The 25,690-nt window shown below is 36.1% G+C and carries 23 protein-coding genes and 2 pseudogenes; 19 read left to right on the top strand and 6 right to left on the bottom strand.

The window, feature by feature from the left end; all coding sequences use genetic code 11:
* Window positions 1-175 precede the first annotated feature (175 nt).
* The 4 genes from JJN12_RS07880 to JJN12_RS07865 all read left to right on the top strand — a co-directional run bounded on the left by JJN12_RS07880 (window position 176) and on the right by JJN12_RS07865 (window position 4,225).
* Window positions 176-1,093 (top strand): Rpn family recombination-promoting nuclease/putative transposase, encoded by a 918-nt coding sequence (locus tag JJN12_RS07880; protein ID WP_208429160.1) that lies wholly within the window; start codon window positions 176-178, stop codon window positions 1,091-1,093.
* A gap of 350 nt (window positions 1,094-1,443) precedes the next feature.
* Window positions 1,444-1,884 (top strand): hypothetical protein, encoded by a 441-nt coding sequence (locus JJN12_RS07875; protein ID WP_208429159.1) that lies wholly within the window; start codon window positions 1,444-1,446, stop codon window positions 1,882-1,884.
* A gap of 107 nt (window positions 1,885-1,991) precedes the next feature.
* Window positions 1,992-2,261, top strand: a complete 270-nt coding sequence (locus JJN12_RS07870) for a hypothetical protein (RefSeq protein WP_208429158.1) — start codon at window positions 1,992-1,994, stop codon at window positions 2,259-2,261.
* A gap of 173 nt (window positions 2,262-2,434) precedes the next feature.
* Window positions 2,435-4,225, top strand: coding sequence for a helix-turn-helix transcriptional regulator (locus tag JJN12_RS07865; RefSeq protein ID WP_208429157.1), 1,791 nt, complete (start codon window positions 2,435-2,437; stop codon window positions 4,223-4,225).
* On the opposite strand, the gene JJN12_RS07860 is transcribed toward JJN12_RS07865, so the two are convergent.
* On the bottom strand, window positions 4,222-4,410 hold the full coding sequence (locus tag JJN12_RS07860) for a hypothetical protein (protein WP_208429156.1): 189 nt from the start codon (window positions 4,408-4,410) through the stop codon (window positions 4,222-4,224). The two genes, JJN12_RS07865 and JJN12_RS07860, sit on opposite strands and share 4 nt — an antisense overlap.
* Window positions 4,411-4,827: 417 nt before the next feature.
* On the opposite strand from JJN12_RS07860, the gene JJN12_RS07855 reads away from it, so the two are divergent.
* The 3 genes from JJN12_RS07855 (at window position 4,828) to JJN12_RS07845 (ending at window position 8,321) form a co-directional block, all read left to right on the top strand.
* The gene (locus JJN12_RS07855; protein WP_208429155.1) at window positions 4,828-5,604 is read left to right on the top strand and encodes a cell wall hydrolase; all 777 of its coding nucleotides are present in this window, start codon (window positions 4,828-4,830) and stop codon (window positions 5,602-5,604) included.
* Window positions 5,605-5,877: 273 nt separating this feature from the next.
* A complete protein-coding gene (locus JJN12_RS07850; protein WP_208429154.1) occupies window positions 5,878-7,551 on the top strand; it encodes a glutamine--tRNA ligase/YqeY domain fusion protein in 1,674 nt (557 codons plus the stop codon).
* Window positions 7,552-7,598: 47 nt separating this feature from the next.
* On the top strand, window positions 7,599-8,321 hold the full coding sequence (locus JJN12_RS07845) for a DUF2225 domain-containing protein (RefSeq protein ID WP_208429153.1): 723 nt from the start codon (window positions 7,599-7,601) through the stop codon (window positions 8,319-8,321).
* A 116-nt stretch (window positions 8,322-8,437) separates the two neighbouring features.
* On the opposite strand, the gene JJN12_RS07840 is transcribed toward JJN12_RS07845, so the two are convergent.
* Window positions 8,438-9,073 (bottom strand): TIGR01906 family membrane protein, encoded by a 636-nt coding sequence (locus JJN12_RS07840; protein ID WP_208429152.1) that lies wholly within the window; start codon window positions 9,071-9,073, stop codon window positions 8,438-8,440.
* Between the two features lie 113 nt (window positions 9,074-9,186).
* On the opposite strand from JJN12_RS07840, the gene JJN12_RS07835 reads away from it, so the two are divergent.
* The 6 genes from JJN12_RS07835 (at window position 9,187) to JJN12_RS07810 (ending at window position 16,312) form a co-directional block, all read left to right on the top strand.
* Entirely contained in the window at window positions 9,187-12,174 is a 2,988-nt protein-coding gene (locus JJN12_RS07835; protein WP_208429151.1) for an insulinase family protein, read from the top strand.
* A 19-nt stretch (window positions 12,175-12,193) separates the two neighbouring features.
* The gene (gene era / locus JJN12_RS07830) at window positions 12,194-13,111 is read left to right on the top strand and encodes a GTPase Era (RefSeq protein WP_208429150.1); all 918 of its coding nucleotides are present in this window, start codon (window positions 12,194-12,196) and stop codon (window positions 13,109-13,111) included.
* A gap of 3 nt (window positions 13,112-13,114) precedes the next feature.
* Entirely contained in the window at window positions 13,115-13,780 is a 666-nt protein-coding gene (recO, locus tag JJN12_RS07825) for a DNA repair protein RecO (RefSeq protein ID WP_208429149.1), read from the top strand.
* Between the two features lie 2 nt (window positions 13,781-13,782).
* Window positions 13,783-14,394, top strand: a complete 612-nt coding sequence (locus JJN12_RS07820) for a hypothetical protein (RefSeq protein WP_208429148.1) — start codon at window positions 13,783-13,785, stop codon at window positions 14,392-14,394.
* A 49-nt stretch (window positions 14,395-14,443) separates the two neighbouring features.
* The gene (locus tag JJN12_RS07815) at window positions 14,444-15,832 is read left to right on the top strand and encodes a glycine--tRNA ligase (RefSeq protein ID WP_208429147.1); all 1,389 of its coding nucleotides are present in this window, start codon (window positions 14,444-14,446) and stop codon (window positions 15,830-15,832) included.
* Between the two features lie 66 nt (window positions 15,833-15,898).
* Window positions 15,899-16,312 (top strand): hypothetical protein, encoded by a 414-nt coding sequence (locus tag JJN12_RS07810; RefSeq protein WP_208429146.1) that lies wholly within the window; start codon window positions 15,899-15,901, stop codon window positions 16,310-16,312.
* Between the two features lie 113 nt (window positions 16,313-16,425).
* Here JJN12_RS07810 and JJN12_RS07805 read toward each other — a convergent pair whose 3' ends face one another.
* Together JJN12_RS07805 and JJN12_RS07800 are read right to left on the bottom strand one after the other, a co-directional pair.
* A complete protein-coding gene (locus tag JJN12_RS07805; protein ID WP_208429145.1) occupies window positions 16,426-17,385 on the bottom strand; it encodes a DUF4846 domain-containing protein in 960 nt (319 codons plus the stop codon).
* Between the two features lie 207 nt (window positions 17,386-17,592).
* Window positions 17,593-17,943 carry a hypothetical protein gene (locus JJN12_RS07800; RefSeq protein ID WP_208429144.1) on the bottom strand — a complete coding sequence of 117 codons (351 nt, stop codon included), beginning with the start codon at window positions 17,941-17,943 and terminating at the stop codon, window positions 17,593-17,595.
* A gap of 417 nt (window positions 17,944-18,360) precedes the next feature.
* On the opposite strand from JJN12_RS07800, the gene JJN12_RS07795 reads away from it, so the two are divergent.
* The 6 genes and pseudogenes from JJN12_RS07795 (at window position 18,361) to JJN12_RS07770 (ending at window position 24,437) form a co-directional block, all read left to right on the top strand.
* Window positions 18,361-19,341, top strand: a complete 981-nt coding sequence (locus JJN12_RS07795; protein WP_208429143.1) for a hypothetical protein — start codon at window positions 18,361-18,363, stop codon at window positions 19,339-19,341.
* A 44-nt stretch (window positions 19,342-19,385) separates the two neighbouring features.
* Window positions 19,386-19,571 (top strand): hypothetical protein, encoded by a 186-nt coding sequence (locus JJN12_RS07790; protein ID WP_208429142.1) that lies wholly within the window; start codon window positions 19,386-19,388, stop codon window positions 19,569-19,571.
* Between the two features lie 137 nt (window positions 19,572-19,708).
* Window positions 19,709-19,975: pseudogene (locus JJN12_RS07785) on the top strand (DEAD/DEAH box helicase family protein); the annotation flags it as partial.
* Window positions 19,976-20,444: 469 nt separating this feature from the next.
* Complete coding sequence (locus JJN12_RS07780) at window positions 20,445-22,217, top strand: Ig-like domain-containing protein (protein ID WP_208429141.1); 1,773 nt, start codon at window positions 20,445-20,447, stop codon at window positions 22,215-22,217.
* 49 nt (window positions 22,218-22,266) lie between these two features.
* Complete coding sequence (locus JJN12_RS07775) at window positions 22,267-22,452, top strand: cystinosin-like protein (RefSeq protein WP_208429140.1); 186 nt, start codon at window positions 22,267-22,269, stop codon at window positions 22,450-22,452.
* Window positions 22,453-22,505: 53 nt separating this feature from the next.
* Window positions 22,506-24,437: a YARHG domain-containing protein gene (locus JJN12_RS07770; protein ID WP_208429139.1), complete on the top strand. Its 1,932-nt coding sequence runs from the start codon at window positions 22,506-22,508 to the stop codon at window positions 24,435-24,437.
* A gap of 381 nt (window positions 24,438-24,818) precedes the next feature.
* Here the strand turns inward: JJN12_RS07770 and JJN12_RS07765 are convergent, their stop codons facing one another.
* Window positions 24,819-25,160 carry a helix-turn-helix domain-containing protein gene (locus JJN12_RS07765; RefSeq protein ID WP_208429138.1) on the bottom strand — a complete coding sequence of 114 codons (342 nt, stop codon included), beginning with the start codon at window positions 25,158-25,160 and terminating at the stop codon, window positions 24,819-24,821.
* 119 nt (window positions 25,161-25,279) lie between these two features.
* A pseudogene (locus tag JJN12_RS07760) lies at window positions 25,280-25,652 on the bottom strand (IS1380 family transposase); the annotation flags it as partial.
* Between the last annotated feature and the right edge of the window lie 38 nt (window positions 25,653-25,690).

Here is a 25,690-nt window from a genome sequence, read left to right as displayed (position 1 = left end):
AAAAACTTTGTGCATTTTAGCTGATTACAAATCGGAGAAAATAATATATAATGGTTCTTGTAGATTTTACTTGGCGCCAATCTAAGATGTATTTATTAATTCAAAAAGAAATATTCAGGCTGTTAAATCCAAAGATTTGACTTTAATTTTCTGTTGTTTTTAGAAAGGGGGACAATTGGGAGAGAAGGATATTTTAGAGAAGAAGCTCCTTATGTTTAATGACGTATTTGCAGACTTTGTGAATGGAATTATGTTTGATGGGAAGGATGTAGTTAAAGAGGATGAACTTGTTGATCTTTCCGGCTGGAGCCACTATAAGGGTGACGACAGTAAACATAGGTTTCAGGACAGAGATGTCGTAAAGCTATGGAAGAAAGAAAATGTAGTTATTTCACTAATAGGCATTGAAAATCAGGTTATACCTGATGAGGATATGGTATTTAGGGTGATTTCGTATGATGGTGCTTCTTATAGAACCCAGCTTGTAGAAAAGGAACGAAGGAAGAGGACAAAGAAAACCAATAAGACCAATGAGACAGACCTGCGGATAGATATTTATCCTGTAATAACCTTTGTTATCTACTATGGCGAAGAAGAATGGAAGCACGAGACAACCCTGCACAAAAGGCTTAACCTAGATTCTGAACTCAAACACTATGTAAGCGACTATAGTATCAATCTGATAGACTTGAAAAAGCTAAGTGAAGATGATATAAATAAGTTTAAGAAGGATTTTAAGCTAATAGCGGATTACATGGTAAAAGGAAGCAAACATAAGGCAGACCGCATAGATCTAAACCATCCTGAGGAAGTGAGTGAACTCATCCTAAGGCTAACAGGTGAGGAGCTGCCTTTCGAGGTAGAATGTGAAGAAGGAGGAAAGAACATGGAGAAATTTTTTGAACCGATGTTTGAGAGGGCAGAAGCAAGAGGAGAAGCAAGAGGAGAAGCAAGAGGAAAAGCAGAAGGCGAGAGCTGCCTTGCAAGACTAATCAGTCTCTTAATGAGCGAAGGTAAGAACGACAAAATCAAGGATGTAGTAGAAAATGAGGAAATTAGGCATGGGCTGTATAAGGAGTATGGTATACAATAACTGTATATGATTGATAGATTTCCATGATGCATTTGAACGCATATTAAACTCAAGTAATAGAATGATTAAGCCATATACGGTGAAGGTATGTATATGGCTTATTTCTTTATGTCAAATTATTAATATTGTGATGTTGAGATCAAAAGTATATGCCGAATTAAACTTTATATAAAGACATGACATTTTAAGGAAAAAAAAGTAATAATAATTCCCATAAAATGCCATGGTGTTTATTTATGTTTAGTGGTAATATATTGTTACTTGATCAAGTATTAGGAGAGCATTACATAGAAAGTTGTGGAGTTCTCTGATTGTAACTAATAAGAAACTTATTACACGAGGAGTAAATTATGGATGCAATTAAGCCAATTATGAGAATTGTAGATAACAAAAACAGTAAGATTATCACGGTACCTGTGGTAATATCAACATTGTATTTTTGGCTTTCATCTAGCATCCAATCTGTAAATATTTTTGGATACACATTAGCAGCAGTTTATTTTGTAAAATGTTTAATATGTATTCGAGAGGAGTTAAAGAATGGGAATTCTGCTCGTGATGAAGGAATGCTAGTAAAATTTGACGCTTTTGAAACTGGTTATAAGATTGGGATTTTACAGATAATGGTATTGATTGCATTATTTATTTCCATAAAACTGACAGTTAAGTTTGAAAATAGTGTTCTCTCTATGATTTTCTTGTACACCTGTCTAGGAGGCAACTTTTTAATAGTGATTATTGATATGTCATTAACATTTGCAAACTATTTCAAGTTTAAGAAAACCAGATGAAGTCAAAGTTGCTATAACTAGGGAAATACTGTTGTGATTAAGGCAATTGTAACGCTTAAAGCAGAATTGCAATTGCATTAGTCAATGATAAAAATAGGAGGAAAAGTATGGATAATACAATATTAGAAGTAAGTATGTTAAAGGATAAAAGCAAATATAAACCTGCTCTTATCATAAGTATATTATCAATTATAAGTGCGTTATTAATTGCACTTGTAGGAGATATATTGGCAGTAGTTGGGATAATATTCTCAATATTAAAAAGAAATGATTATGACACAAAATTATCACTTGTTTTGAGCGTGATAGGTCTTATCTTGGCTATTGTCAATCATGTTTTGGGAGTAATGATATTAAATGGAACGATTCAATTATAAATCTAAGAACTAACTAAATATCTGTTTAAAAGTCATATACTGAGAAAGCTTGGTGTATGACTTTTCTATCATGCATTAAGAGGATTTACTATTACTTTTAAATGAGACATATCCGATGTATACTTCAAGAACTGAATTTTGACGATAATTAAGATATACATTGAGAGGTAAAGATGAACAATAGTAATTGCAAATATACGGATAATCCAAGCTATATACTTAAGAATATAAGGGAAGCCCTTGGAATGTCTGCAAAAGAAATATATGAAGGCTTATGTTGCAGAAGTACATACGACAGGTATGAAAGTGGAGAAAATGAGATTAGCCTTACCAGGTTGTTCTTTTTATTAGAAAGAATGGGTGTGTCAAATGAAAGATTTGAAGTAATGATACCTGACTATGTATACGAGTTTTATCAATGGTATGAAAACTGTATGAAGCTTGTCGAAAAGAGAGACTGGGAAGGACTTGTCTGTGAGAGTAAGCGGTTTGATGAGTTAGTGCTTGAAGATGAGGATATCCAGATTGCTTACAGGGATTATATTGAATATATCATAGCGAGGTATGGTGAAAAAGATAATAATAAGGCATATAGCATGATTATGAAGGCTCTAAACCATACTGTAAAGGATGTGGAGGCTATAGTAGAAGAAAAGAAGAGACTTAGTGTATTTGAATGGAATCTGTTTATCAATCTATATGACCTCAAATACGAGATGAATCCTGATAAGAATGCTGACATCACGGACATTTTATATGATGTCTATAACTATTACAGAGTAAATGTGACAGATAAATTCATTATATATAAGACACTGCCACGGCTTGCACTGACAATGTTGCTGAATGACAGGGGCAGCCTTACATTACATAAGAGGATTGAATTAGAAGAAGAAAGCCTGAAAGTCTTAACCAAGTACTATTGCTGGGTGGGATTGCCGGAGGTGCTTAGGCTTTTGAGTAAAGATGCTAAAACCCTGCACGCTAGGACTGTATATGCTAAGCATAGGGAGGCGCTTGTAAGCATATTGAATAAATATGGTTTTTCAGAAGACTTCAGAACTGAGGTATTTAGGGAATCTTATCCTCTGTCTATGCTGCTAAGTGATAACTTAAAGGCATATAGGCAAAAGATGGGACTTACAATGGAAGAGGTAAGTGATGATATATGTGCTTTTGAGTCGTATTCAAGGTATGAAAGGGGAGTCAAATATCCTAAAAGAAAGAAACTGGAAAAACTAGCTGAAAGACTGGGTATGGAGTGGTTCTTAATACGGGCAGAAATAGATGTAGATGATTATGAAAGCTTACTGCTTGCCACAGAATGTAGACAGCTAATTGCAACACAGGAGATGGATGCTTTTAGAGAAAAGATAGAACTATTAAGAGATAAAATCGATATGGATATTATAAAAAATCAGATTTTGGTGGGCTTTTTTGAATTACTTACTAAGAAGGACAGCGGTGTGTCAAAGGAAGAGTTGGATCATTTGTTTTCCATAATAGAATGTAAGCTTGAAGAAGATTTATTTCATTCACGAGTAGAAATTGATGCTCTGAATTATATAGCTGGTTTTGAAGCGGAGAAGAACCTGGAAACAGGGATAAAAATAGTTAAAGGTATAATAGACAACGAAAAAAGAAAGAGAATGTTAGATTGGCGCTATACTTCACTTTCAAAGGGAAACCTTACATGTATGTATAATGATAGTAGGAGATATGACGAAAGTTATACAATCTGTAGAGAACTTATGGATGAAATGATAATTAAAGATTATACTTTTCCGCTTATGAATGTATTATCTTGCCTGATAGAAGCTAAAGAAGAGAAAGGAAATATAGAACAGGCAATGGAGATGTGCAAGATACTGTTCTATATCTCCGAACTATATCAAAGACATGATAGCGAAATGATAAGAGAATTTTATGAAAGACACTTTGATAAAGAGGCAATATGGTATTAGATTTTCCTGCTTCTAAACTCTGCTATTTCGCATTGCTTAGGTCTTTCACAAACAAGAGTTGAATTAGAATGAATGTCTGCTAAACTTGAACAGACTGGCGCAAGACTTGATAAAAGTATAGCTATAAAGCAAGAAGACAGTATAAGTTTTTTGATAAGTGTTGTGTTAACTAAATATGATTTCATAATGAAAACCTCTCTTTCTTTGACAAAATTAATTGTTTGTACTACCGTTGTGTGTAATGATAACATACTTTTACGTATATGCCCATGACATTTTCCGAAATTAATGCGACTAAAAATGTGCGGAAAATGTCATGGGATTTTTTTGAATATAAATGCTATCATATAGCATGAACAGAGGGCTGTTTTTTACATTTGTACTTCTTTACTTTCCGGTGCATTTCTACAGGTGAAGAATGATGTGGTTAATTACATTGGCATTGCATTGGTTGTGGTAACAGTTATAAGCGGTGCGATAGTGATAAGAGAAGAGATTAAGAAAAAACGTAGCAGCAAGAATCCCCACTTGCCAATTTCTGTAAAATAATATATAATAATTACAGAAATGTTACGAAATTATTAAAACACCTAGGGGGGACAATGAGAACCAAGATAATAACATTCGGTTGTATCCTGCTTGCAGGAATGATGATTAGCAGTGGTACAAGGTCAGTGAAGGCAGAAGAAGTAGTGGCAACAGACGCTGCAATAGAGACTAAGATTGAAGAAATAAAGAGCGAAAAGGTGGAGACCTTACCTGAAGAAAAGGTCGAGGAAGAGGTAAAGGCTGAAGAAGCTGAGGATGAAATCGAAGCAGAGGAAGATGAGACTCCTCTTGGAAGCGCTGATGATAAAAAGCCTCAGTCAAAGAAAAAGACTACAAAGAATATCTCTAAGAAGACAGTAAAAAAGGCTGAAAAGGCTGAGAAGGCTTCAGAAGTCAAGAAACAGTCTAAGGATGTAATCAAGTATACGGACGAAGAGTTTAAGATTCTTGTTTGTGTTACCTTCCTTGAGGCAGGCAATCAGTCCTACAAGGGAAAGCTTGCTACAGCGAATGCTGTTATAAACAGAGTACTTAACAAGAGGTTTCCAAATACAATCAAGGGTGTAATCTACCAGAAGTATGCAGGACGCTACCAGTTCGCACTCTGCGCTCCAGGAGGAAAGCTTGAACAGGCGATGAAGAACTACGGAAAGAATACAGGCTGGAGAGCAGCTTATGAAAAAGCCTGCATCAAAGTGGTTAAGGATGCACTGGCTGGCAAGACTGCTACTGACAGGAGATATCATTTCTTTAGACTTCACTACAAGGGCATTGAGAACTGGAAGTCTGATGGAGTAAAGATTGACGATACTTATTATTACAATTACTAAGACATAATATAGCATTATTGCTAAGTTTAAGCATTTTATAATCTTCAGAATGACCTAACGGGGAACCGTAAGTGTATATTCTGAAGATTTTTTTAACAGAAAACTTTTCTATAGCAGTGATTAAAATTACAAAAAACGCATCTTCTCTGTAGAAGAAAAGTTAAAATTGAGGTATCTTGTGTAATTTTTTATGAAAAAAAGACAGAATTATTGCGGTAAACCCATTTTTATGGTAGTATAGTTAGGATATGTATATTGAATGGAGGCTTCTTTATGGAAGAGAATACAGAGAGAGTATCAAAGAATTTTATTGAGGATATTATTGATAAGGACATAGCTGAGGGCAGGACCAAGAAGGTAATAACCAGATTTCCGCCTGAACCCAACGGATATTTACATATAGGACATGCTAAGTCAATTCTTCTTAACTACGGTCTTGCTAAGGAGTATGGCGGACAGTTTAATCTTAGATTTGACGACACCAATCCTACCAAGGAAAAGACTGAGTTTGTTGAGTCTATCAAGGCTGATGTAGAGTGGCTGGGTGCAGACTTTGGTGATAGATGCTTTTTTGCGTCCAATTATTTTGAAAAGATGTATGAGGCAGCGATTAAGCTTATAAAGAAGGGAAAGGCCTTTGTATGCGATTTGTCTGCTGATGAAATAAGAGAATACAGAGGTACTCTTACAGAGCCTGGCGAGAACTCACCATATAGAGAGAGAAGCATAGAAGAGAATCTTGACTTATTTGAGAGAATGAAAAATGGTGAATTCCCTGATGGAAGCAAGGTTCTAAGAGCTAAGATAGACATGAGCTCTCCCAATATGAACATGAGAGATCCTGTCATATATAGAATTGCCAGGATGACTCATCATAATACAGGTGATGACTGGTGCATTTATCCTATGTATGACTTTGCGCACCCTATTGAAGACGCAGTGGAGGGGATTACACATTCCATCTGTACCCTTGAATTTGAAGACCATAGACCTCTCTACGACTGGGTGGTAAGAGAACTTGAGTACGAGAATCCACCTAAGCAGATAGAGTTTGCCAAGCTTTATCTTACCAATGTGGTAACAGGTAAGAGATATATAAAGAAGCTTGTAGACAATGGAATAGTTGATGGTTGGGATGATCCAAGACTTGTCACCATAAGCGCACTTAGGAGAAGAGGCTATACTCCTGAATCAATTAAGCTGTTTATGGAGCTTTCAGGTGTAACCAAGAGCAATGCATCTTCTGACTATGCCATGCTTGAGTACTGTATAAGAGAAACTCTTAAGCTAGAGAAGAAGCGTGTTATGGCTATACTTGACCCTGTTAAGCTTGTAATAACTAATTACCCTGAGGGTGAGACAGAGTGGCTGGATGCTCCTCATAACCTTGAAAATGAGGCTCTTGGCAGCAGAAAGCTGGCATTTACAAGAGAGCTTTACATAGAGCGTGAGGACTTTATGATAGATCCTCCTAAGAAATATTTCAGACTCTTCCCAGGCAATGAAGTAAGACTTATGAATGCTTATTTTGTTACCTGCACAGGCTATGATGTGGATGAAGACGGAAAAGTTACAGAAATAAGATGTACCTACGATCCTGAGACAAAGAGCGGAAACGGCTTTGAAGGCAGGAAGGTAAAAGGTACAATTCACTGGGTAAGTGCATCTCATGCTGTGCCTTGTGAAGTAAGATTATATGAAAATATAGTGGATGAGGAAAAGGGAGTTTACAATGAGGATGGTGAACTTAACCTAAACCCTAATTCATTGACAGTTATCAAGGATGCGCTTGTTGAAGAGAGCCTTAAAGGGACTACTGAAGTAGAACAGTACCAGTTTGTAAGAAATGGATTTTTCTGTCTTGATTCTAAGGATTCGAAGCCGGAAATGCCTGTATTTAACAGAATAGTATCACTTAAGAGCTCTTATAATCCTAACAAGGCTTAACCAATATATTGGTTAGGGCTTAAAGGGTGGATATAGGAGGTATAATTTTGGAAGTATCAGAAGAATCGATTCTTTTTGACAAAACTTATACTTGTCCGTGCTGTGCTACAAAGTTCAAGGCAAAAGCCGTAAGAGTGGGGAGAAACACCTTGGTACGGCTTGATGATGATTTACGCCCTATATATAAATATGTGGATGCGACCAAGTACGATGCAATTATCTGCACAAAGTGCGGGTATGCAGGACTAATCAAGAATTTTGATGCAATAAGTGATAGACATGTAAGGGACATCAGAGAGAAAATTACGGCCAAATTCAAGGGAATAGATGAAACAAAGACATATTATACTTATGAAGAGGCTATAGAAAGAACGCAGCTTGCCCTGCTTTCAACAATTATCAAATGTGCAAAAACCAGCGATAAGGCGTACATCTGCCTTAAGCTTGCTTGGCTTACCAGAGGGATGAAAGAGGCTCTGGATAAGGAGTCGGCTGATTATAAAGAAAAGCATGATGAGCTTGACAAAACTGAAATGAATTACCTAAAAAATGCCTATGACGGTTTTTCGGAAGCCTACATGAATGAGAAGTTCCCTATCTGTAGCATGGATGAAAATACCCTATGTATAATTATGGCAGAGACAGGCAGAAAACTGGGCAAGAACCATGATGCTTTAAGATATGCTGAAACTGTTATTCTGTCAAGGAATGCTACAGACAGAATGAAGGAAATGGCCAGGGCTATTCGTGCTAAGTGTAAAGAAGAATAATGCACATGATACAAGTGTCAAATCCCCGCTGTAATCAGTGGGGATTTTTCATCTTTCAATAGCCATTTTAGCGAAAATCAGTGCTTGAGGAAAAAAGTATAGCTCTAATGATTATTTTACTTCGCAGGTCTCTTAAAGTATGTTATAAGCATAATTAGACCTGATAGGAATACAAGACCTACTATACATACAGCGGAAAGCATGAAAAACTTTTCCGGTAAAAATAAGATAATTGGATCTTTTTTGTAGTCAAATATCCATAAGTCATTGTTAAAAGCAATCTTATGAAAGGTAATAAATACCTTGTTAAAGTTAGCATATATAAACAGAGCAATTGTAGATGGAAGACATATGGTAAAGATTCCGCCAATAAGCCTGTATTCATAGGATTTATAGAGCCTTTTGTAGAGTGGTATAAGCACTAAAAGTAAGATTATTCCTATAATCAGCACAATCTGAAAGGAAAGGAAGATGGCCTTTACCTCTTCAAAATGGGTAAGGGCATTTTCTGATGAAGGCAGGTGAGGGAAGCTAAGCTTATCAGCCCCCCAGAATGAGTTGTAGTCTATGAGGGCATCATAGTTTTCCTTTATTTCGGTATAAGTTAAGTTTAATTTACCTGTAAAATCTCCAATCATGCTGTAATACAGAGGTCTAAAGTACAATACAGCTGTTGTGGCAAAGGCTATAGATACTAGCATCATAAGCAGTGAAATAAAAATCGAAATTATCGGCTTAAAAAAGGTTTTCATCTATACTTCTCCTTGCAAAACTTCATAATTATGGTAAACTAGATGTTATTACAATATTTGATTTTAACATATTTCTTTTGAGAGTAAAAGAGATGAGGGAAAGGATATTTTAGATGAGTAGAAGCATTAAAAACATAAATGAGGTAGCAATCCCGGAGCAATATGAGTTAATTAGCACTAAGGAGCTGAAGGATATCAAGGCTCTGGGTATATATTTAAGGCATAAAAAGAGCGGGGCAAGACTTGCCCTTATTTCAAATGAAGATGAAAATAAGGTTTTCTGTATAGGATTTAAAACTCCTCCTGAAGATTCTACAGGAGTGGCCCATATAGTTGAACATACAGTACTTTGCGGTTCTAAAAAATACCCTTCAAAAGACCCGTTCATTGAGATGGCTAAGGGTTCACTTAATACCTTCTTAAATGCAATGACCTATCCGGATAAGACGATTTATCCTGTGGCAAGCTGCAATGACAAAGACTTTAAGAACCTTATGAGTGTGTACCTGGATGCGGTATTTTATCCGAATCTATATACTAACAAAGCAATATTTGAGCAGGAAGGCTGGCATTATGAACTGGATGAGGAGAGTGGCGAGCTTATCATAAATGGAGTCGTATACAATGAGATGAAGGGTGCTTTCTCATCTCCTGACGAGGTAGAGGATCTGCGTGTAAGAGAGGCTCTTTATCCTGATACACCTTATGGAATTGAGTCAGGTGGAGATCCGGAGGTTATTCCTGAACTTACTTACGAGAACTATGTGGCATTTCACAAGCGTTTTTATCACCCGTCAAATTCATACATCATTTTGTACGGAAATTTTGATATAGAGGAGAGACTTGAATTCCTTGATAAGGAATACTTAAAGGACTTTGATAAGATTGATCCAAGGTCTGATATCCCTCTTCAAAAGCCTGTAGGAGGTGATTTGTCCGATAGCTACTCACTTGCGGAAAGCGAAGACATGAAAGAAAAAACCTTCCTTTCCTACAATGTAGTTACAGGTGTGGTTACAGATACTTTCACTATGGGTGCCTTACAGCTACTGAGATTTGTACTTATGGATGCACCGGGGGCACCTGTTAAAAAGGCTCTCATAGAGGCAGGTATAGGCAAGGAAATCTCTTCAAGTCTTTCAAACCATATGCTTCAGCCTACATTTTCTATTCATGCGACAGGAACTGAGGCAGATAAGAAGGACGAATTTGTAAGGATAATAGAGACTGAGCTTAGAAAGATTGTAAATGAAGGAATAGATGAAAAGAAGCTTACTTCAGCAATCAACTATTCTGAGTTTAAGTACCGTGAACAGGATTCAGGAAGGTATCCAGCAGGCCTCATCCTTGGCATCAATATGTATACAAGCTGGCTTTATGATGACAATCTTGTGTTTGAGCTGGCAGATGCAGGCAAGAACTATGACCTGCTTAGAAGCAAGATTGGTACAGGCTACTTTGAGGAGCTGGTTAGAAAATACCTTCTTGAAAATGAACATAAGCTTATATTCACTCTCGTTCCTGAGAAGAATAAAAATGACAGGATTGAGGAAGAGTTAAAGAAGAAGCTCGCTAAGTACAAAGAAAGCCTAAGTGAAGACGATATAACTGCTCTTAAAAAGAGCAGTGAGAAACTAAGAGCCTTCCAGGAAGAGCCATCGTCTCAAGAGGATGTGGCAAAGCTTCCAACTCTTGAAAGAAGTGACATCTCTCCTGAGATAAAGCCTCTTAAGAACATAGAAAAAGAGATAAATGGCAGCCCGTTAATCTGGCACAAGGTAAATACAAACGGTATTATGTATCTCAGGCTTAATTTTGACATCAGCGATATGGAGGCTGATGAACTACAGTATTTTGGGCTGCTTACAGACCTTTTGGGACTCATTGATACTAAAAAAAGAGGCTATTCTGACTTTGTATCTGAAACCCTTATGTATACAGGAGGTGTTCATACCAATATCGAGGTATATACAGATAAGGCTGATAGAAACAAGGTGCTTACCAACTATTCAGTTAGCTTTAAATCGCTTGTTTCACAGGCTGAGAAGGGGCTTAATCTTATTCCTGAGATGCTCTATGAGTCAAGGCTTGATTCGCACAGTGATAAGAGAATAGTCGAGATACTAAGAGAAAATATATCAGGTATGGAAATGGACTTTGAGACAAGTGGAGACAGGGTATCTGCTCTGCTTGCGAAGTCATATTTCTCAGTTAATGGAAGGATGGGAGAGAGACTTTCAGGCCTTAGCTTCTACAAGTTTATAAAGGAATTGGCAGAGAATTTTGAAGAGGGGAAAGAAGAGCTCTATACTAAGCTAAATTCTCTCATTAAAAAATACTTTGTAAAAGAGCGTCTTATTGTAAGTCTTACTGTAGATGATGAAAACTATGATGCTTCTTGTGATAAGCTAACTAACATAGTTAAAGAGCTTCCTAGAGGTGAGAAGGCAGGAGATGACCTCCTTTGCGATAATATAAGGCATGAAATTAAAGAATTTAAGGCAAATAGAAAAGAAGGCTTATGTGCGAAAGGGTATACTGCCTCGGGTCAGGTACAGTATGTGACCAGAGCGGGTAACTTTGTGGCTTCAGGTCTTCCTTATACAGGTGTCCTAAGCGTCTTAAATGTGCTTCTTAGCTATGAATACCTTTGGGTAAATGTCAGGGTTAAGGGCGGAGCTTACGGCTGTTACAGCAAGTTTGACAGAAATGGAGATTCATCCTTCTCTTCCTACAGAGACCCTAAGCTTATGGAGACAAATGAAGTATATGAGAGCGTGACAGAATTTGTTGCGGGCTTTAACGCCGACGAAAAAGAGGTAACCAAGTATGTGATTGGAGCTGTAGGAAGTGCCGATATTCCGCTGACTCCTTTTGCAGACGGTGAAAGGTCATTTAACGCATATATGAGCGGTATTACGGAAGATGATATAAGAAAGTCAAGAAAGGAAATGATAGGAACTACTGCATCTGATATAAGAGACATGGCTAAATATGTAAAGGCTGTACTTGATGAGAAGATTATGGTAGTTATAGGCTCAGAGGCTAAAATAAAGGAAAACTCTGATAAGTTTGATGAAGTATCAAGTCTTTTGTCATAATGATAAACAAGGAGAATGAATGGGAAAATTTAAGTCAGGTTTTGTAACCCTTATAGGCAGGCCCAATGTAGGCAAATCAACTCTTATGAATAATCTTATCGGTCAGAAGATTGCAATTACCTCTTCTAAGCCGCAAACCACAAGAAACAGGATTCAGACAGTGTACACAGATGAGGTAGGGCAGATTATCTTCCTTGACACACCGGGTATCCACAAGGCGCAGAACAAGCTTGGTGAATATATGGACTCTGTAGCTGAGAGAACTCTTTCTGAGGTAGATGTGGTACTTTGGCTGGTTGAGCCTACTACCTTTATCGGCAAGGGAGAGCAGCATATAGCAAAGCTGCTTGAAACTACCAGGACACCGGTTATACTTGTGGTAAACAAGATAGACACAGTGGAAAAGGGAGAACTCCTCCCTGTCATTGACAAGTACAAAGACATAGTGGACTTTAAGGCCTGCATACCTGTATCTGCGGTTACGGGAGAGAATAAAGATGACCTTCTTAAAACTGTATTTGACTTACTTCCTGAAGGTCCTATGTACTATGATGAGGATGTGGTTACTGACCAGGCTGAAAGGCAGATTACAGCGGAGCTGATTAGAGAGCAGACTCTAAGGAGGCTGAAGGATGAAGTGCCTCACGGAGTTGCTGTTATGATTGAGAGCATGAAGGAAGAAAAAGATACTTCGGTCAGACACAGTCATAAGAATATAATGAACATTGAGGCAACCATTTTTTGTGAAAGAGATTCTCATAAGGGCATCATCATTGGGAAGAAGGGTGCTATGCTAAAGGAAATAGGAACAAATGCAAGGCATCAGATATCTGACCTTCTCGGAATGAAGGTAAATCTTAATCTTTGGGTTAAGGTTAAGAAAGATTGGAGAAATTCAGATTCCCTTATGAAGAACTTCGGGTATAAAGAGGAGTAATCTTTGACAGATGAGATAGAGGTTTCGGGAGTTGTTGTTTCCTGTATGCCAATAGGTGAATACGATAAGCGCCTTGTGATAATAACTGCAGAGCTTGGCAAGATTCATGCTTTTGCAAGGGGCGCAAGAAGAACCAACAGCAAGCTGCTTGCCGGCACAGATCCTCTTACTTTCGGCAAGTTCAAGCTTGTTTCAGGTAAGAATGCATATACTTTGCTTGAGGTAAAGATAGTAAATTACTTTAACGAATTGAAGATGGATATAGACAGGGTTTATTATGGTTTCTATTTTTTAGAGCTTGCATCCTACTTTTCTAGGGAAAATATAGGAGGCAAGAACCTTGTAAACCTTATATACATGGCGCTTAAAGCCCTTGAAGCAAAGGTGGATGAGTTAACTCCTGACTTTGTAAAGGCAATATTTGAGTGGAAAATATTTGAAATTGAGGGTATAATGCCTAGTATAGATGAAGGACGATTTTTGGGAAGACAGCTTAGACCTTCAACAATATATGCACTAAGAGTAGTCTCGGCAACTGATGTGACCAAGTTATTTTCTTTTAACCTGGAAGCTGAATCAAAAAAGGAATTTATTGAGCTTGCCGAAGAGTACAGGGATTTAAATACTGATACTAGGTTTAAATCCTTAGAAATGATAAGAGAGGTATGAGAATGAAGAAGAACACTCTTTTAGCTTTTGGAATGGTAATTACCACAGTTTTACTTTCCTCCTGCAATGGAATGCCGAAGGAAATAAAGGCGGATGAGGTTAAAGAAGAGACGATATACATGAGGTCTGACGGCAGCAGCCAGGTAGCCTATGTAGAAGATTTTAATGAAAAATATCTAAATCTTGACGAACTAAAGGGCTATATTTCCTCTGAGCTTAGCAGCTATAATAAGAAATACGGCGACAAGGCCGCAGTCCTAAGCGAGATTGAACTTAAAAGCGGTAAGGTAAAGGCTGTGCTTACCTTTAAGAGTTCTGAGATTTATGAGGCATTTAACAACAAAAAAGGGGAGAACAATGCCAGGTTCATTAAGGCAGATAAGGCTCTGTCTGAGTTTGGAGAGCTAAGCTTTACTGAGGCAGACTCTGATGCAGGAGAAAAGAAGGCTGCGGGGGAGGTTCTTTCAGATGAATACAATATTGCAGTAGTAAAGGGGCCGGTGCTTTTCCAGACCGGAGACAAGATTAAATACTATTCCGGGGGGAATCTTTACGATTCGCACCATATTAGGGTTGACGAGGGGAATGAAGCCGTGGTAGTATATTCTAAATGATTGTTAAGGTATTGACAATAAAGTGAATCAAAGAAAGAGAGGTAGACTTATGGAAAAAACTATGGAGAAGATTGTGGCTTTAGCTAAGGCGAGAGGTTTTGTGTATCCGGGCTCGGAGATTTATGGGGGACTTGCCAATACTTGGGATTACGGTAATTTAGGTGTAGAGCTTAAGAACAATGTTAAGAAGGCCTGGTGGAAAAAGTTTATTCAGGAGAGTCCTTACAATGTAGGCGTTGACTGTGCCATCCTTATGAATCCCCAGACTTGGATAGCATCAGGACATCTTGGCAGCTTTTCAGATCCTCTTATGGACTGTAAGTGCTGTCACGAGAGATTTAGAGCGGACAAGCTCATTGAAGGTTTTGCAAAAGAAAAGGACATAGCATTAAGATGCTCTGTAGATGGTTGGACCAATGAAGAGATGAAGAGCTTTGTGGACGAGCACGAAATCCCTTGTCCTAGCTGTGGAAAGCATGATTTCACTGATATCCGTCAGTTCAACCTCATGTTTAAGACCTTCCAGGGAATTACAGAGGATAGCAAAGCTGTTGTTTACCTTCGTCCTGAGACAGCTCAGGGTATCTTTGTTAACTTTAAGAATGTTCAGCGTACCTCAAGGAAGAAGATTCCATTTGGTATTGGACAGATAGGAAAGTCATTTAGAAATGAGATTACACCAGGTAACTTTACCTTCCGTACCAGAGAGTTTGAGCAGATGGAGCTTGAGTTCTTCTGTGAACCGGGTACAGATATGGAATGGTTCCACTACTGGAGACAGTTCTGTAAAGACTGGCTCATCTCACTTGGTATGAAAGAAGAAGAGATGCGTCTTCGTGACCACGATCCTGAGGAGCTTTCTTTCTATTCAAAGGGAACTACTGATATCGAGTTCTTATTCCCATTTGGCTGGGGAGAGCTATGGGGAATAGCAGATAGAACTGACTATGACCTTGGCAGACATCAGGAAGTATCAGGTGAGCCTATGGAGTATTTTGATGATGAGAAGAAGGAAAAATACATTCCTTATGTAGTAGAGCCTTCTCTTGGTGCAGATAGAGTTACTCTTGCTTTCCTTTGTGGCGCCTATGATGAAGAGGAACTTGAGGGCGGTGATGTGCGTACTGTACTTCGTTTCCATCCTTTTCTTGCACCTGTTAAGGTGGCAGTGCTTCCGCTTTCCAAGAAGCTTGGTGAGGGTGCTGAAAAGGTATATGCTGAGCTTTCAAAGGACTGGAACTGTGAGTATGATGACAGAGGAGCTATCGGTAAGAGATATAGAAGACAGGATGAGATAGGAACTCCATTCTGTATTACCTATGACTTTGATTCAGAGACAGACGGTATGGTTACAGTCAGAGACAGAGATAGCATGGAGCAGGAAAGAGTGGCTATATCAGAACTTAGAGAGTATTTTAGAAATAAATTTGAATTTTAATTACAGAATTTAAGATTAAAGGCAAGCATTAGTTTTTTTATAACTTATTTAAGCAAAGGATATTATATGAAAAAAGAGAATATGGATAAAAGATTACTTCTTACTATAGTGCTAGGAAGTGGAATGGGTATCTTTATTAATTCTGACAACCCTGTGTTTTTTGCATGGGGGATATTAGCGATTGCTGTAAGTCTGGTTTTAGCTGTAAAAGTCCTATATGAAGAACTGATACTTAAGAAAAAAGGAACTTATGTCGCAAAAGAATATGAAGAGTTTGATTTAGGCTCTAAATTTGCGACAATTCAGTTACTTGTGCTGATGTGTTTATCTGTATCCTATTTATTATTAGTATTAGTATCAAAACAAAATGTGATAATTACAGCAATATGCTATATTTTAATGCTTATAACTATTTTAATGGGAGCGTATGAAATTGTTATGAGATGTAAAAAAAGCAGTGAGATGAATAAGAACCAGTAAATAATAAACGAGGGTGGAATCCTTAAACCGGACTTCACCCTCGTTTTATAAACAACGGCTAAGATAAATATTAGTTTTGTAAACGATAAAATTTAAAGATTAGCAAAATGAAATTATTTATATCTTCTGAGACTTCCCTTATCAAAAGAATACTCGGGGGTTCTAAGGGGATATTTAATCTCCTCTTCAAAGTACCAAGGGTTATCCTCATGAAGAGGATTCTTAAGAAGCTGAAACTCTTGGGCAGGTAGATAGCCCTGTGCCAGAAGATAAGCCTTTTTACCTTTTTTGTTCTTACAGATGTCTGCAATCATAACCACATGGCCGGGACTCCCGCCCCTTACAAATATATCCCCAACCCGAGCTTCAGACAGCTTTATCTTCTTAGAGGAATAGTCCATATTCAAAGTACCTGAGTAGGCAAAAACTATCCTCATAAATCTCTTAAAAGAGTCATAACTGCTGTCATTTTTTGAAGAATAAACCCAAGCAATCTTATTACCGCTCACGCTAATTGAATATCCTCTTCTCCATTTATAAAAATCAGCTATAAAGCCATTTCCCAGAGGGAAGGTGATTTTATCATATGCTTTTTTGCCATAATAATATTCACCGTAAACCCTCATAATTGAATCTGCGCACTGCTGGAGGTCTTCGTTTTCTATAGGGAGCTTAAAGACTGCTATATGGGCAGACTGATTCCCTTTTTCACGCCCATCATATAAAAGTACGGGAGAACCGTCAGGCTTTAATTTATAGTTTCTAAGAAATGCTTCAAAGCTTCCTTTTTTAGCCTTTGTTCGTTTATAGCCCTTAGGAGTAAGTATTCGTTTTGCTAGAGTCTTACCGGAAGGATGCACAAATGACTGTGCTTCTTCCTCAGTTTTACTAGCATTTGCTAGAATAGAGGAATTGTTAGCTGTATCTGCCTGTGAAGCTGAATCAGAAACGCTACCTTGCTCTGCACCTGCTAAAGATGGCTCAGCCTGTGATGAAGCATTGGAAACAGCAGTTCCCTTACATCCATAGAGAATAAGTGTAAATGCACAAAGTGCGATAATTTTCTTAATCATAACAACCTCCTTTTAAAATGATAACATAAGATAAGGGAAATATCATTAATAATTTAATATCATTAGCTATCTACCCTCGCAGTGACGCTCCGAATGATAACATTTCAGACTCGCTCCGGCATCCGCTACGCTCCGCCTAATGCGCTCGCTTAGAATTTATCATTCGGAGCTGGCACCATAGATTTATGAATGTAATAAGTTGTAGGGCTATATAATGTGCTCACATAGAATTTTGTACGACTTATCTATCTTTAATGTCTTGCTCTTATTTTTTCTTGGACTCATTCTTACAGTGCGTGGCATATCAATGTTTCTGGCAGTAAACAGGCTGTTGTTAACGTATGAGTAAAGTGTTTTATCAGAAATCATGATTTCATCGGAATGGTTATTAAAAATATGTCTTATAGACTGACCTTTTAGCAAAAGCAGACTAACTATTCCGTCTAAATGTTTAATTTCTTCCTCAGTTATATTAACACCTGTTCTTGACTCAGATAACGTTTTCCTGTACCTGTTATCTGCATTTATTGCCCGATAGAGTATTTTTTTCAGTAGCACTTTTTTCTATCTTGGCATCCGTTGCATACATATGGAGGCTTAAGCATACAATCCTATTGAAACTAATTTTTTAGCAAGCATAACCTCTATATCGGAACGCATGCCTAAAGAAAGATGTAAGTATTTGCTCATAGTTAAAAACTCCTTTGGTTTATAATATATAACCCTAACCCAATGAGTTCTCACACCATATATATATTTAAAACATGTAATCAGTAAACTCCATAGCTATACATACAATCTTTAGAATTAGTAAAGTCCAGTGAGTTAATACTGGTATTCGGAATAAGTAAAATCCGTACCAATGCGGACTTTACTTTTTCAAATAACAAAGCTATTTGTTATTCATTTTTCAAGTTGCTTATTATCTAGATTTAGCTTATAATGATGTAAAGAAGGGTTAGGGGGAAAGTAATATTGAATACAGAGATAAAAAACGCAGTAAATGTCGCTGGAGACAAGGCACAGTATGATAATCGAGTGAAGAGAATATTGTCAGAGAAACACATATTGGCTCATATTTTAGCAAAAACAGTCGATGAGTTTAAAGGTATGAATCCTAATGATATAGTGACATACATCGAAGGAGAGCCTAAGATAGGTATTGTACCGGTAGAACCTGGACTAACCAATATAGAAAGAACAGATGAGTCAGGACAAAGAGTTAAAGGCTTGAACTCTGAGAATGTGGAAGCAAACGAAGGGTTGATTAGGTTTGATATTATATTTTATGTACGCTTAAAGAATGGACTTTCACAGATAATAGTGAATGTTGAGGCTCAAAAGGATGAACCTGTTTCATATAAGATACTAAATAGAGCAATCTTCTACGTGAGTAGACTTATATCGTCACAAAAGGAAAGAGATTTTGTAAATACAAACTATGACGATATAAAGCAGGTATTCAGTATCTGGGTATGTATGAATATGAGTAATAATAGTCTAAGCCATTTTCACCTTAAAAAAGATGAGATGTTAGAGCCTTGTGACTGGAAGGGAAACGAAGACTTGCTTAATATCGTAATGCTTGGAGTGACAAATGAGCTTCCTGAACATGATGAAAAGTATGAGTTACATCGATTGATAGGAGCTTTATTGTCAGACAGATTGAGAGAAAATGAGAAACTGGATATTATAGAAAAGGAATATAAGATTCCTCTTAGCAACGATTTTAGAAAGGAAGTGGATACTATGTGTAACTTAAGCCAGGGAATAGTGGATAGGGTAACAGCAGAAGTAACAGCAGAAGTAACAGCAAAGGTAACAGAAAAGAATTTGATAGACTTTATTATGAAGATGCATCAAAAAGGATATACTTTGGAGCAGATATCTGAAGTAGCAGAAAAAAGTGTCCCAGAAATCGAAGAGATTATAGATAATAATTCGGTTTTAGCGTAATAGTTACAAGTTATTTAGATGCTGTTGGTGAGGAAGTGGATACTATGTGTAACTTGAGCTTAGGAATTGAAGAAAGAGCTGCAGAAAAGGCTACGGAAAAGGCGATTGAAAATGTTGTGCTGAACATGCACAGTAATAATTTCTCATTAGAACAAATTTCAATCGCCACTGATAAGAGTGTAGAAGAAATAAAGAAGATAATTAACGAGCATGAGACAGCAAAAGCATAGCAATACAATGAATTATAACAAAACATAACATAGGAGCCTTGAAACCACAATTTTCCAGGCTCTTATTTTATATACTTTTTAACCTAAGTATACTATATTGATACTTAAATAGAAGATTGTTTTAGGAGAATTAAACCATGGACCACTTCATTTTACATAGCGAATATGCCCCAACGGGAGACCAGCCACAGGCCATAGAAGAGCTTGCCACAGGCTTCAAAGAGGGGAACCAGTTCCAGACCCTGCTTGGGGATACGGGTTCAGGCAAGACATTTACGATGGCAAATTTCATAGCCAAACTTAACCTCCCCACCCTTGTCATTTCACACAACAAAACCTTAGCAGCTCAGCTCTATGGTGAGTTCAAAGAATTCTTCCCTGAGAACGCGGTAGAATACTTTGTGTAGTAGCATGAATGGTACTGATTTGGTGGGTTTAACAGTCTGTTTAGGGGTATTTAGTACATTATTTTTGTACTATATGGTATTAGGTGTAATATATATGAGTAGTCAGGATATATGATACAGGTGACTTTTTGTAAGAGAAATAGATTTGAGAGTTATATTAGGGAGTTTTTGAATTTAGGAATATTAAATCTATAATAGGAACATTTTCCTATTATAGATAATGTTCAAGAGTTCTACATATATTGTAGGGCTTTTATTTTTTTGCTATAGAGTAAGAAAAATGTTTAATGAGTTAATAAAAGGTAACTATCAGCCGATATAACTAATAGGTCTATTATTATAATAAAAGTGCTGTAATAGGTCATAAGGATATAGTTGCACAAGTTTAAGATGTACAGGCTAAAGAAAGGAGGAAAGGAGCATTAAGCTATATCCTAAATAAGAAAAAACATGAAAGGGATAAAAGATGAAGAGATTTAGAGAAAGTAAAGTTATTTATTTTATTTTATCATTGTTAATGGTATTCGGAGTATATTCACTAAATACTATGGCTGTAGAAGCCTCAGAGACTGGAGTAAATGCCCCAACTGTCTTAGTACCATATCAAGAAGTGACTGAGTCAGGTACATATATTGTTCCAAGTCCGGGAAGGATTGAGTGCACACAAGGCTATAGGGACAGACTTTATCCTAAAAATAATAAAAAAGTATATGGAGTCATGGAAGGTGATGATAGTACTCATTTTAGGCGTGTTCCAGCAGGTGAATATGAGTTTGATATTTTAACTGGAGATAAAATGAAATTTATACCTGAACTGGCTTCAGAGTATGAGCAAGAGGATAATGATAGTTTTGATACTGCAAATGTAATTCTGCCTAATATGTTATACAAAGGTGGAATGGGTTCAGTGTTTGACAAAGATTATTATAAAATAGTTATTACAGAAAAAGGAAGTTTGTATACAGAATTAAGTATAGGAGCTTATAGCGATAATGATCGTTCTTATATGGGATACGAATTATATTTTGAACTACCTGATGGTAATCTGGAACAAATTGCAGGAATCAATGGTGCAAGCGCAAAAGTCAGGTTGAGAGAAAATTATGAAACCGAAAGAGTTAGAGTAGATAAAGGAGTCTATTATATCAAAATTTCAACTAATGTTTATAATTATTCGCTAAAGGCAGTTTATAAAGAAGAAGCAGGAGATGAATTTGAAGTAGAAAAAAATGATACTAAGGATACTGCTAATAAGATAACAGTAAATAAGAAGTATACTGGAAATTTGAATGAACTAGTTGAAACAGAAAGTAGAAAGATAATAGACGAAGATTATTATAAATTTACTTTAGAGAGTACAGGAAAAGCACAACTTCAAATGATTACCCCAAGACAAAAGGCAAAAGGGTTATTTACAGCAGAATTATTAAACGAAAATGGAAAAGTATTAGATATAATAAAATCAGAAGATAATCCTACTGTTTACGGAAAAGAAAAAGTCTTAGCTAAGGGTGATTATTATATAAGAGTTTATGATGGATATGATTATTTTAGTGACGATGCTAAACATGACTCTCATGTAGATTATTCTATTATGTGTGCATTTGAAGAGAAAGTTTTAGCAGATGAGGTTAAGATTACAAGCAAAAAAACTAACTTTAAGGTTGGAGATAAGTATACATTAACTGCTAAGATTTCACCTGAAAATGCAAGTGATAAGACGATAATCTGGAAGTCCATAGACAAGAAAATAGCAACAGTCTATAAAAATGGAGTACTAAAATGTAAAAAAGCAGGTGAAGTAATAATAAGAGCAACTTCTAAAGAAAGCCCTACAGTATATGATGAAATACATATTGTAGTGAAAGCGGTAAAGAAGAAAAAGACAACAAAAGTAAAATATGCAGTTCCTGAAAAAATCTATAATAAAATTAAAGGATGGTATAGTGAAAGTTCCTCAGCCGGATATGATGTGAAGGTGACTAGAGATTATTTTATAAAGTATGATAGGACAAATGGTAAGGTAAGTAGTCGTTGGAAAATAAAAAAAATGAATACGACGAAAAATAGCTATCGTTTTTGCGTAAAATATCAAAATTGGGAAGTAGCTTATGTTTGCAATAAAGGTAAATTAGGAGAAGGATTTGAGTTTTATGATGGTTGGGATGAGGATCCATATGGTATTGGTTACTCAGGTTCAGCAAGTTTATCTAAAGGGAAATGGGGAAGTTCGGAATAACCTAAAGCATGTACAGATTTAATCTAATAATTTGAAATGAGGTGAAAATATGGCAATTTTAGCGGTAGTTTATGTAATAGCGGGATATTGGGCTGTAAATAAAGTTTTCTATGAGAATAAGGTAGTGATATACTCAGATGGTTTTAATTTTTTTATTAAAAAATTGGGGTATGCACTTGTATTAGGCTGGGCGTTAATTCCTATAGCTATACTCAAAAGCATATTTAGTAAGTAATTACAAGGTGATACAAAGATTTCTGCCTGATGTTATGGAATAAATACCAAAATATGAATGATATCAGGCAGAATATAGATTACAGAAAGGTTATAAAGTTTATGCAGATTAATATAATAATGCTGCCATTTTTGGCAGCCCCACTTGGATTAATAGTTTACATGCTTTATTTAGAATATAAAAGCACTCAGTTGTTGACCACATTAATATATAAATATGCAGATGGAATTGATATTGGTTCTTCTTCACTAGAAATGTTAAAAGAGGCATTAGAAAAAGATCATAAATTAGCTGTAAAGCAATATTCAGATTACCTGATTGCTAAAAAAGGGAAAACAAAAGTTAAACTTTTTTTAAAGGAAGGTAAAGTATTTGCTGAGTATTCAGGAGAAAAATTTGGAATAACTAGAGGAACACTAAATTCAAACCGTCTGCTTAGGGGTATAAGGTTAAAAAAGGCTGTGGCAGCAAATGAAGTTATGGATAAACTTGCTATGAGTTTTAATCCAAGCCATTTAAAGAACGATAGTGGAGAATATAAACAGGCAAACAGTTATGCGAAGCAGTATGGTATAATATTTGGTGCAACTGCTGTAATAGGTTTGATATTAACTATGTATCAAGCTGTAAAAGATGCGGATAATGCAGTTGATACAGTAAAATTAGGAACTTTTCAGAATTATCCCGATAAAGAAATAGGTAAAACCTTTGATTCATACTTTAAAAATACAAAGTGGGCAGAAGCTGGGAAAAAAGATGGAAATGATGTAGTTGAGTTTACAGGATACTTTCCAATGAAAGATTCAGACGGTAAAGAAGTAGAGATGAGTATGGACTTCACTATAGTAAAAGATAATATAAATTTTGGAAATTTGACAATTTACAATAAGACAAGAGATGAAAATACCAGTAATATAGTCTTGCAAAAGATTATAGGAAAAGATGATATTCAGTTCTCTATGGAAGATATTTTGGAAATGATAAAGGCAAGTGATATAGAGAATGCAGAAAATAGTGAGGCTAAAGAAAATAATAAGGTTGAATCTAAGAAGAACGAAGAAGAATTAAATAATAAGAATAAAGCAGTAGACAGTAAAAAAATAGAAAATAATGATAAAATAGAAGACAACCCTGTAGAAGAGGAGATAGAAGAAAATATAGAAGATACTGCAAATGCAGATTATATAATCCCTTACAGCGATACAAGATATTTATCACAACAGGATTTGATGGGGATGAATAAAGGTACTCTTAGAGCTGCTAGAAATGAAATTTATGCCAGATATGGTAGGAAATTTAAAGCAAAAGATTTACAGGATTATTTTAACAGTAAAAGCTGGTATCATCCAACCATAGAGGCTGACCAGTTTACAGATAATATGCTTAGTGAGACTGAAAAGCATAATGCTAACCTTATTAAAGAGGCTGAGGCTGAAGCTCCGGCTGGTGAACTAACTATAGTGAATAATGAACTGTTAAGTTTAGGAGAAAAAGAAAAAATAGTTAAAAATATGGAAGCTTATACAACTTGGGAAATAGAAATGAAGGTTATGAATGAGCAGACAAATGAGTATGACCTATGGACAATTAAAGATGACCTTAAAAATAATGTTATAGCTGTTAAAAAGAATGGAAGTGATTGGGCATATTATGATGTTAATGCCGGCATGTCTGTAGGTGACCCAACTTTTAACATTGAAAAGGCTTTAATGGATGATGAGACTTATATATCAGGATTTTGGAATGCTAGAGAAAGTATATTTAAAAATTTCAAGCCTAATGATAAGTATGTAAACAATGGATATGTTATTTATGATAATAGACCTGAGGATGGACAAGGATGGTTTGTAAGCTATAGATTTAAAAAAGATAGTAAAGGAAAATTGCTTTTAAGGGAAATCTTTTCAACCCGCTCAAGCTTTAATTATCCCGATGAAGTAATTACGTATAAATATAGTAACGAGCCTATAAAAATCGCAGAATAAATGATATTTTTACATTTAGAACAAAATTACATAATAAGAGATATCTAGCTTATAAACTAAGTTAAATATCTCTTTTTTCTGATACCAAATTAGTCTTTAATAATTTGATTAAATATTATAACTGTGTCGATACTAGTATGGATGGGGCTGATAAAATCAAATATAAGGAGGAATAAGATAATGCCAGCATTAGTAAAAACAATGTTTAGTACAAGAGAAAAAAACGGCAAGGACTGGGATTACTGGTATCATGGGAAAATGGAGAAGTAAGCTTAATAAAATAGCTGTAAATAAGCTTTGAAATAGGTGGAATATTTGACATATTCTACCTATTTTAAAGTGGATTCTGAACATAAAGTCTAAGTTCATTATTGTATGAACTTATTTCTTTTGGCCTGAAATTTCTGCGAAAATTTCAAGATACCTGAAAAGCCTTTCCCTATCTTTTTCAGAGCCAACATTTATCAGCTCATTTATACCATCAGGCAAAGCAAAATTTGAAAAGTTCCTGCCAAAAATAAGATAGTCTAGGCTGCATGAAAATTCAGTACAGAATAAGATAAAAGCCTTCAAAGAAAGCATACTTGTACCATTCTCTACATGGCTGATATGTTTCGTTGTAACAGAGAGCATATTTGCAAGAGCTTCCTGAGTCATTCCATTTTTTTTACGTATTGCTGATATTCTCCTGCCAATGTCCTTATAATTCTCTTTTTCGTCCAATGCTTATCACCTCCATAATTAGATATAGTTTAAATGAGGAGGTGTAAGATTATAACTTAGTAAAAGGTTAAGTTAGAAGCGCATAGGTATGTTTAAGGTTAATAAACGATTAGCCGCTCCTGCTTTCCTTCATGGAGTTCAAAATTCACTGCATAGCCTGCCGTACCAATATAAGCCATCATTGGTGCATTGCCTTCAAAACCCTTATAGGTTCTTGAAACACACTGCTTTGAAGTATTTGAATTGTCCATAGGCGTAACATCAATGTCTAGAGGTACATGCCGATGTATGTAAGGATAATATCTCCATTCTTAATCTGGCGCTGTGAACGGTTCTTAGTCACATCCATATGGTTAAGTTTTTTGTGGAATTTCGTTTGCCAAGCAATGCGCCTACGACAGCTAGACCACTTGCAGGGATGAATTGCTCGTTTGTAAATTTAACAATTATGTTACTGTTTTCAAGTGTAATATGACGTTTATGATTAAAGATATTTTTCTCCCGAAACCATTGATTTACAGGACTATTAT

It is taken from the genome of Catonella massiliensis (assembly GCF_016651435.1).
Lineage (GTDB): Bacteria > Bacillota > Clostridia > Lachnospirales > Lachnospiraceae > Catonella > Catonella massiliensis.
Note: the sequence above shows the minus strand (reverse complement) of the source record. Positions and strands in the feature narration are given on the sequence as shown.

Coding starts and splice junctions, on each gene's coding strand:
- JJN12_RS07875 (WP_208429159.1), top strand. CDS start 1,444: ATGGATGCAATTAAGCCAATTATGAGAATTGTAGATAACAAAAACAGT.
- JJN12_RS07870 (WP_208429158.1), top strand. CDS start 1,992: ATGGATAATACAATATTAGAAGTAAGTATGTTAAAGGATAAAAGCAAA.
- JJN12_RS07865 (WP_208429157.1), top strand. CDS start 2,435: ATGAACAATAGTAATTGCAAATATACGGATAATCCAAGCTATATACTT.
- JJN12_RS07860 (WP_208429156.1), bottom strand. CDS start 4,410: ATGAAATCATATTTAGTTAACACAACACTTATCAAAAAACTTATACTG.
- JJN12_RS07855 (WP_208429155.1), top strand. CDS start 4,828: ATGAGAACCAAGATAATAACATTCGGTTGTATCCTGCTTGCAGGAATG.
- JJN12_RS07850 (WP_208429154.1), top strand. CDS start 5,878: ATGGAAGAGAATACAGAGAGAGTATCAAAGAATTTTATTGAGGATATT.
- JJN12_RS07840 (WP_208429152.1), bottom strand. CDS start 9,073: ATGAAAACCTTTTTTAAGCCGATAATTTCGATTTTTATTTCACTGCTT.
- JJN12_RS07835 (WP_208429151.1), top strand. CDS start 9,187: ATGAGTAGAAGCATTAAAAACATAAATGAGGTAGCAATCCCGGAGCAA.
- era (WP_208429150.1), top strand. CDS start 12,194: ATGGGAAAATTTAAGTCAGGTTTTGTAACCCTTATAGGCAGGCCCAAT.
- JJN12_RS07820 (WP_208429148.1), top strand. CDS start 13,783: ATGAAGAAGAACACTCTTTTAGCTTTTGGAATGGTAATTACCACAGTT.
- JJN12_RS07815 (WP_208429147.1), top strand. CDS start 14,444: ATGGAAAAAACTATGGAGAAGATTGTGGCTTTAGCTAAGGCGAGAGGT.
- JJN12_RS07810 (WP_208429146.1), top strand. CDS start 15,899: ATGAAAAAAGAGAATATGGATAAAAGATTACTTCTTACTATAGTGCTA.
- JJN12_RS07805 (WP_208429145.1), bottom strand. CDS start 17,385: ATGATTAAGAAAATTATCGCACTTTGTGCATTTACACTTATTCTCTAT.
- JJN12_RS07790 (WP_208429142.1), top strand. CDS start 19,386: ATGTGTAACTTGAGCTTAGGAATTGAAGAAAGAGCTGCAGAAAAGGCT.
- JJN12_RS07780 (WP_208429141.1), top strand. CDS start 20,445: ATGAAGAGATTTAGAGAAAGTAAAGTTATTTATTTTATTTTATCATTG.
- JJN12_RS07775 (WP_208429140.1), top strand. CDS start 22,267: ATGGCAATTTTAGCGGTAGTTTATGTAATAGCGGGATATTGGGCTGTA.
- JJN12_RS07770 (WP_208429139.1), top strand. CDS start 22,506: ATGAATGATATCAGGCAGAATATAGATTACAGAAAGGTTATAAAGTTT.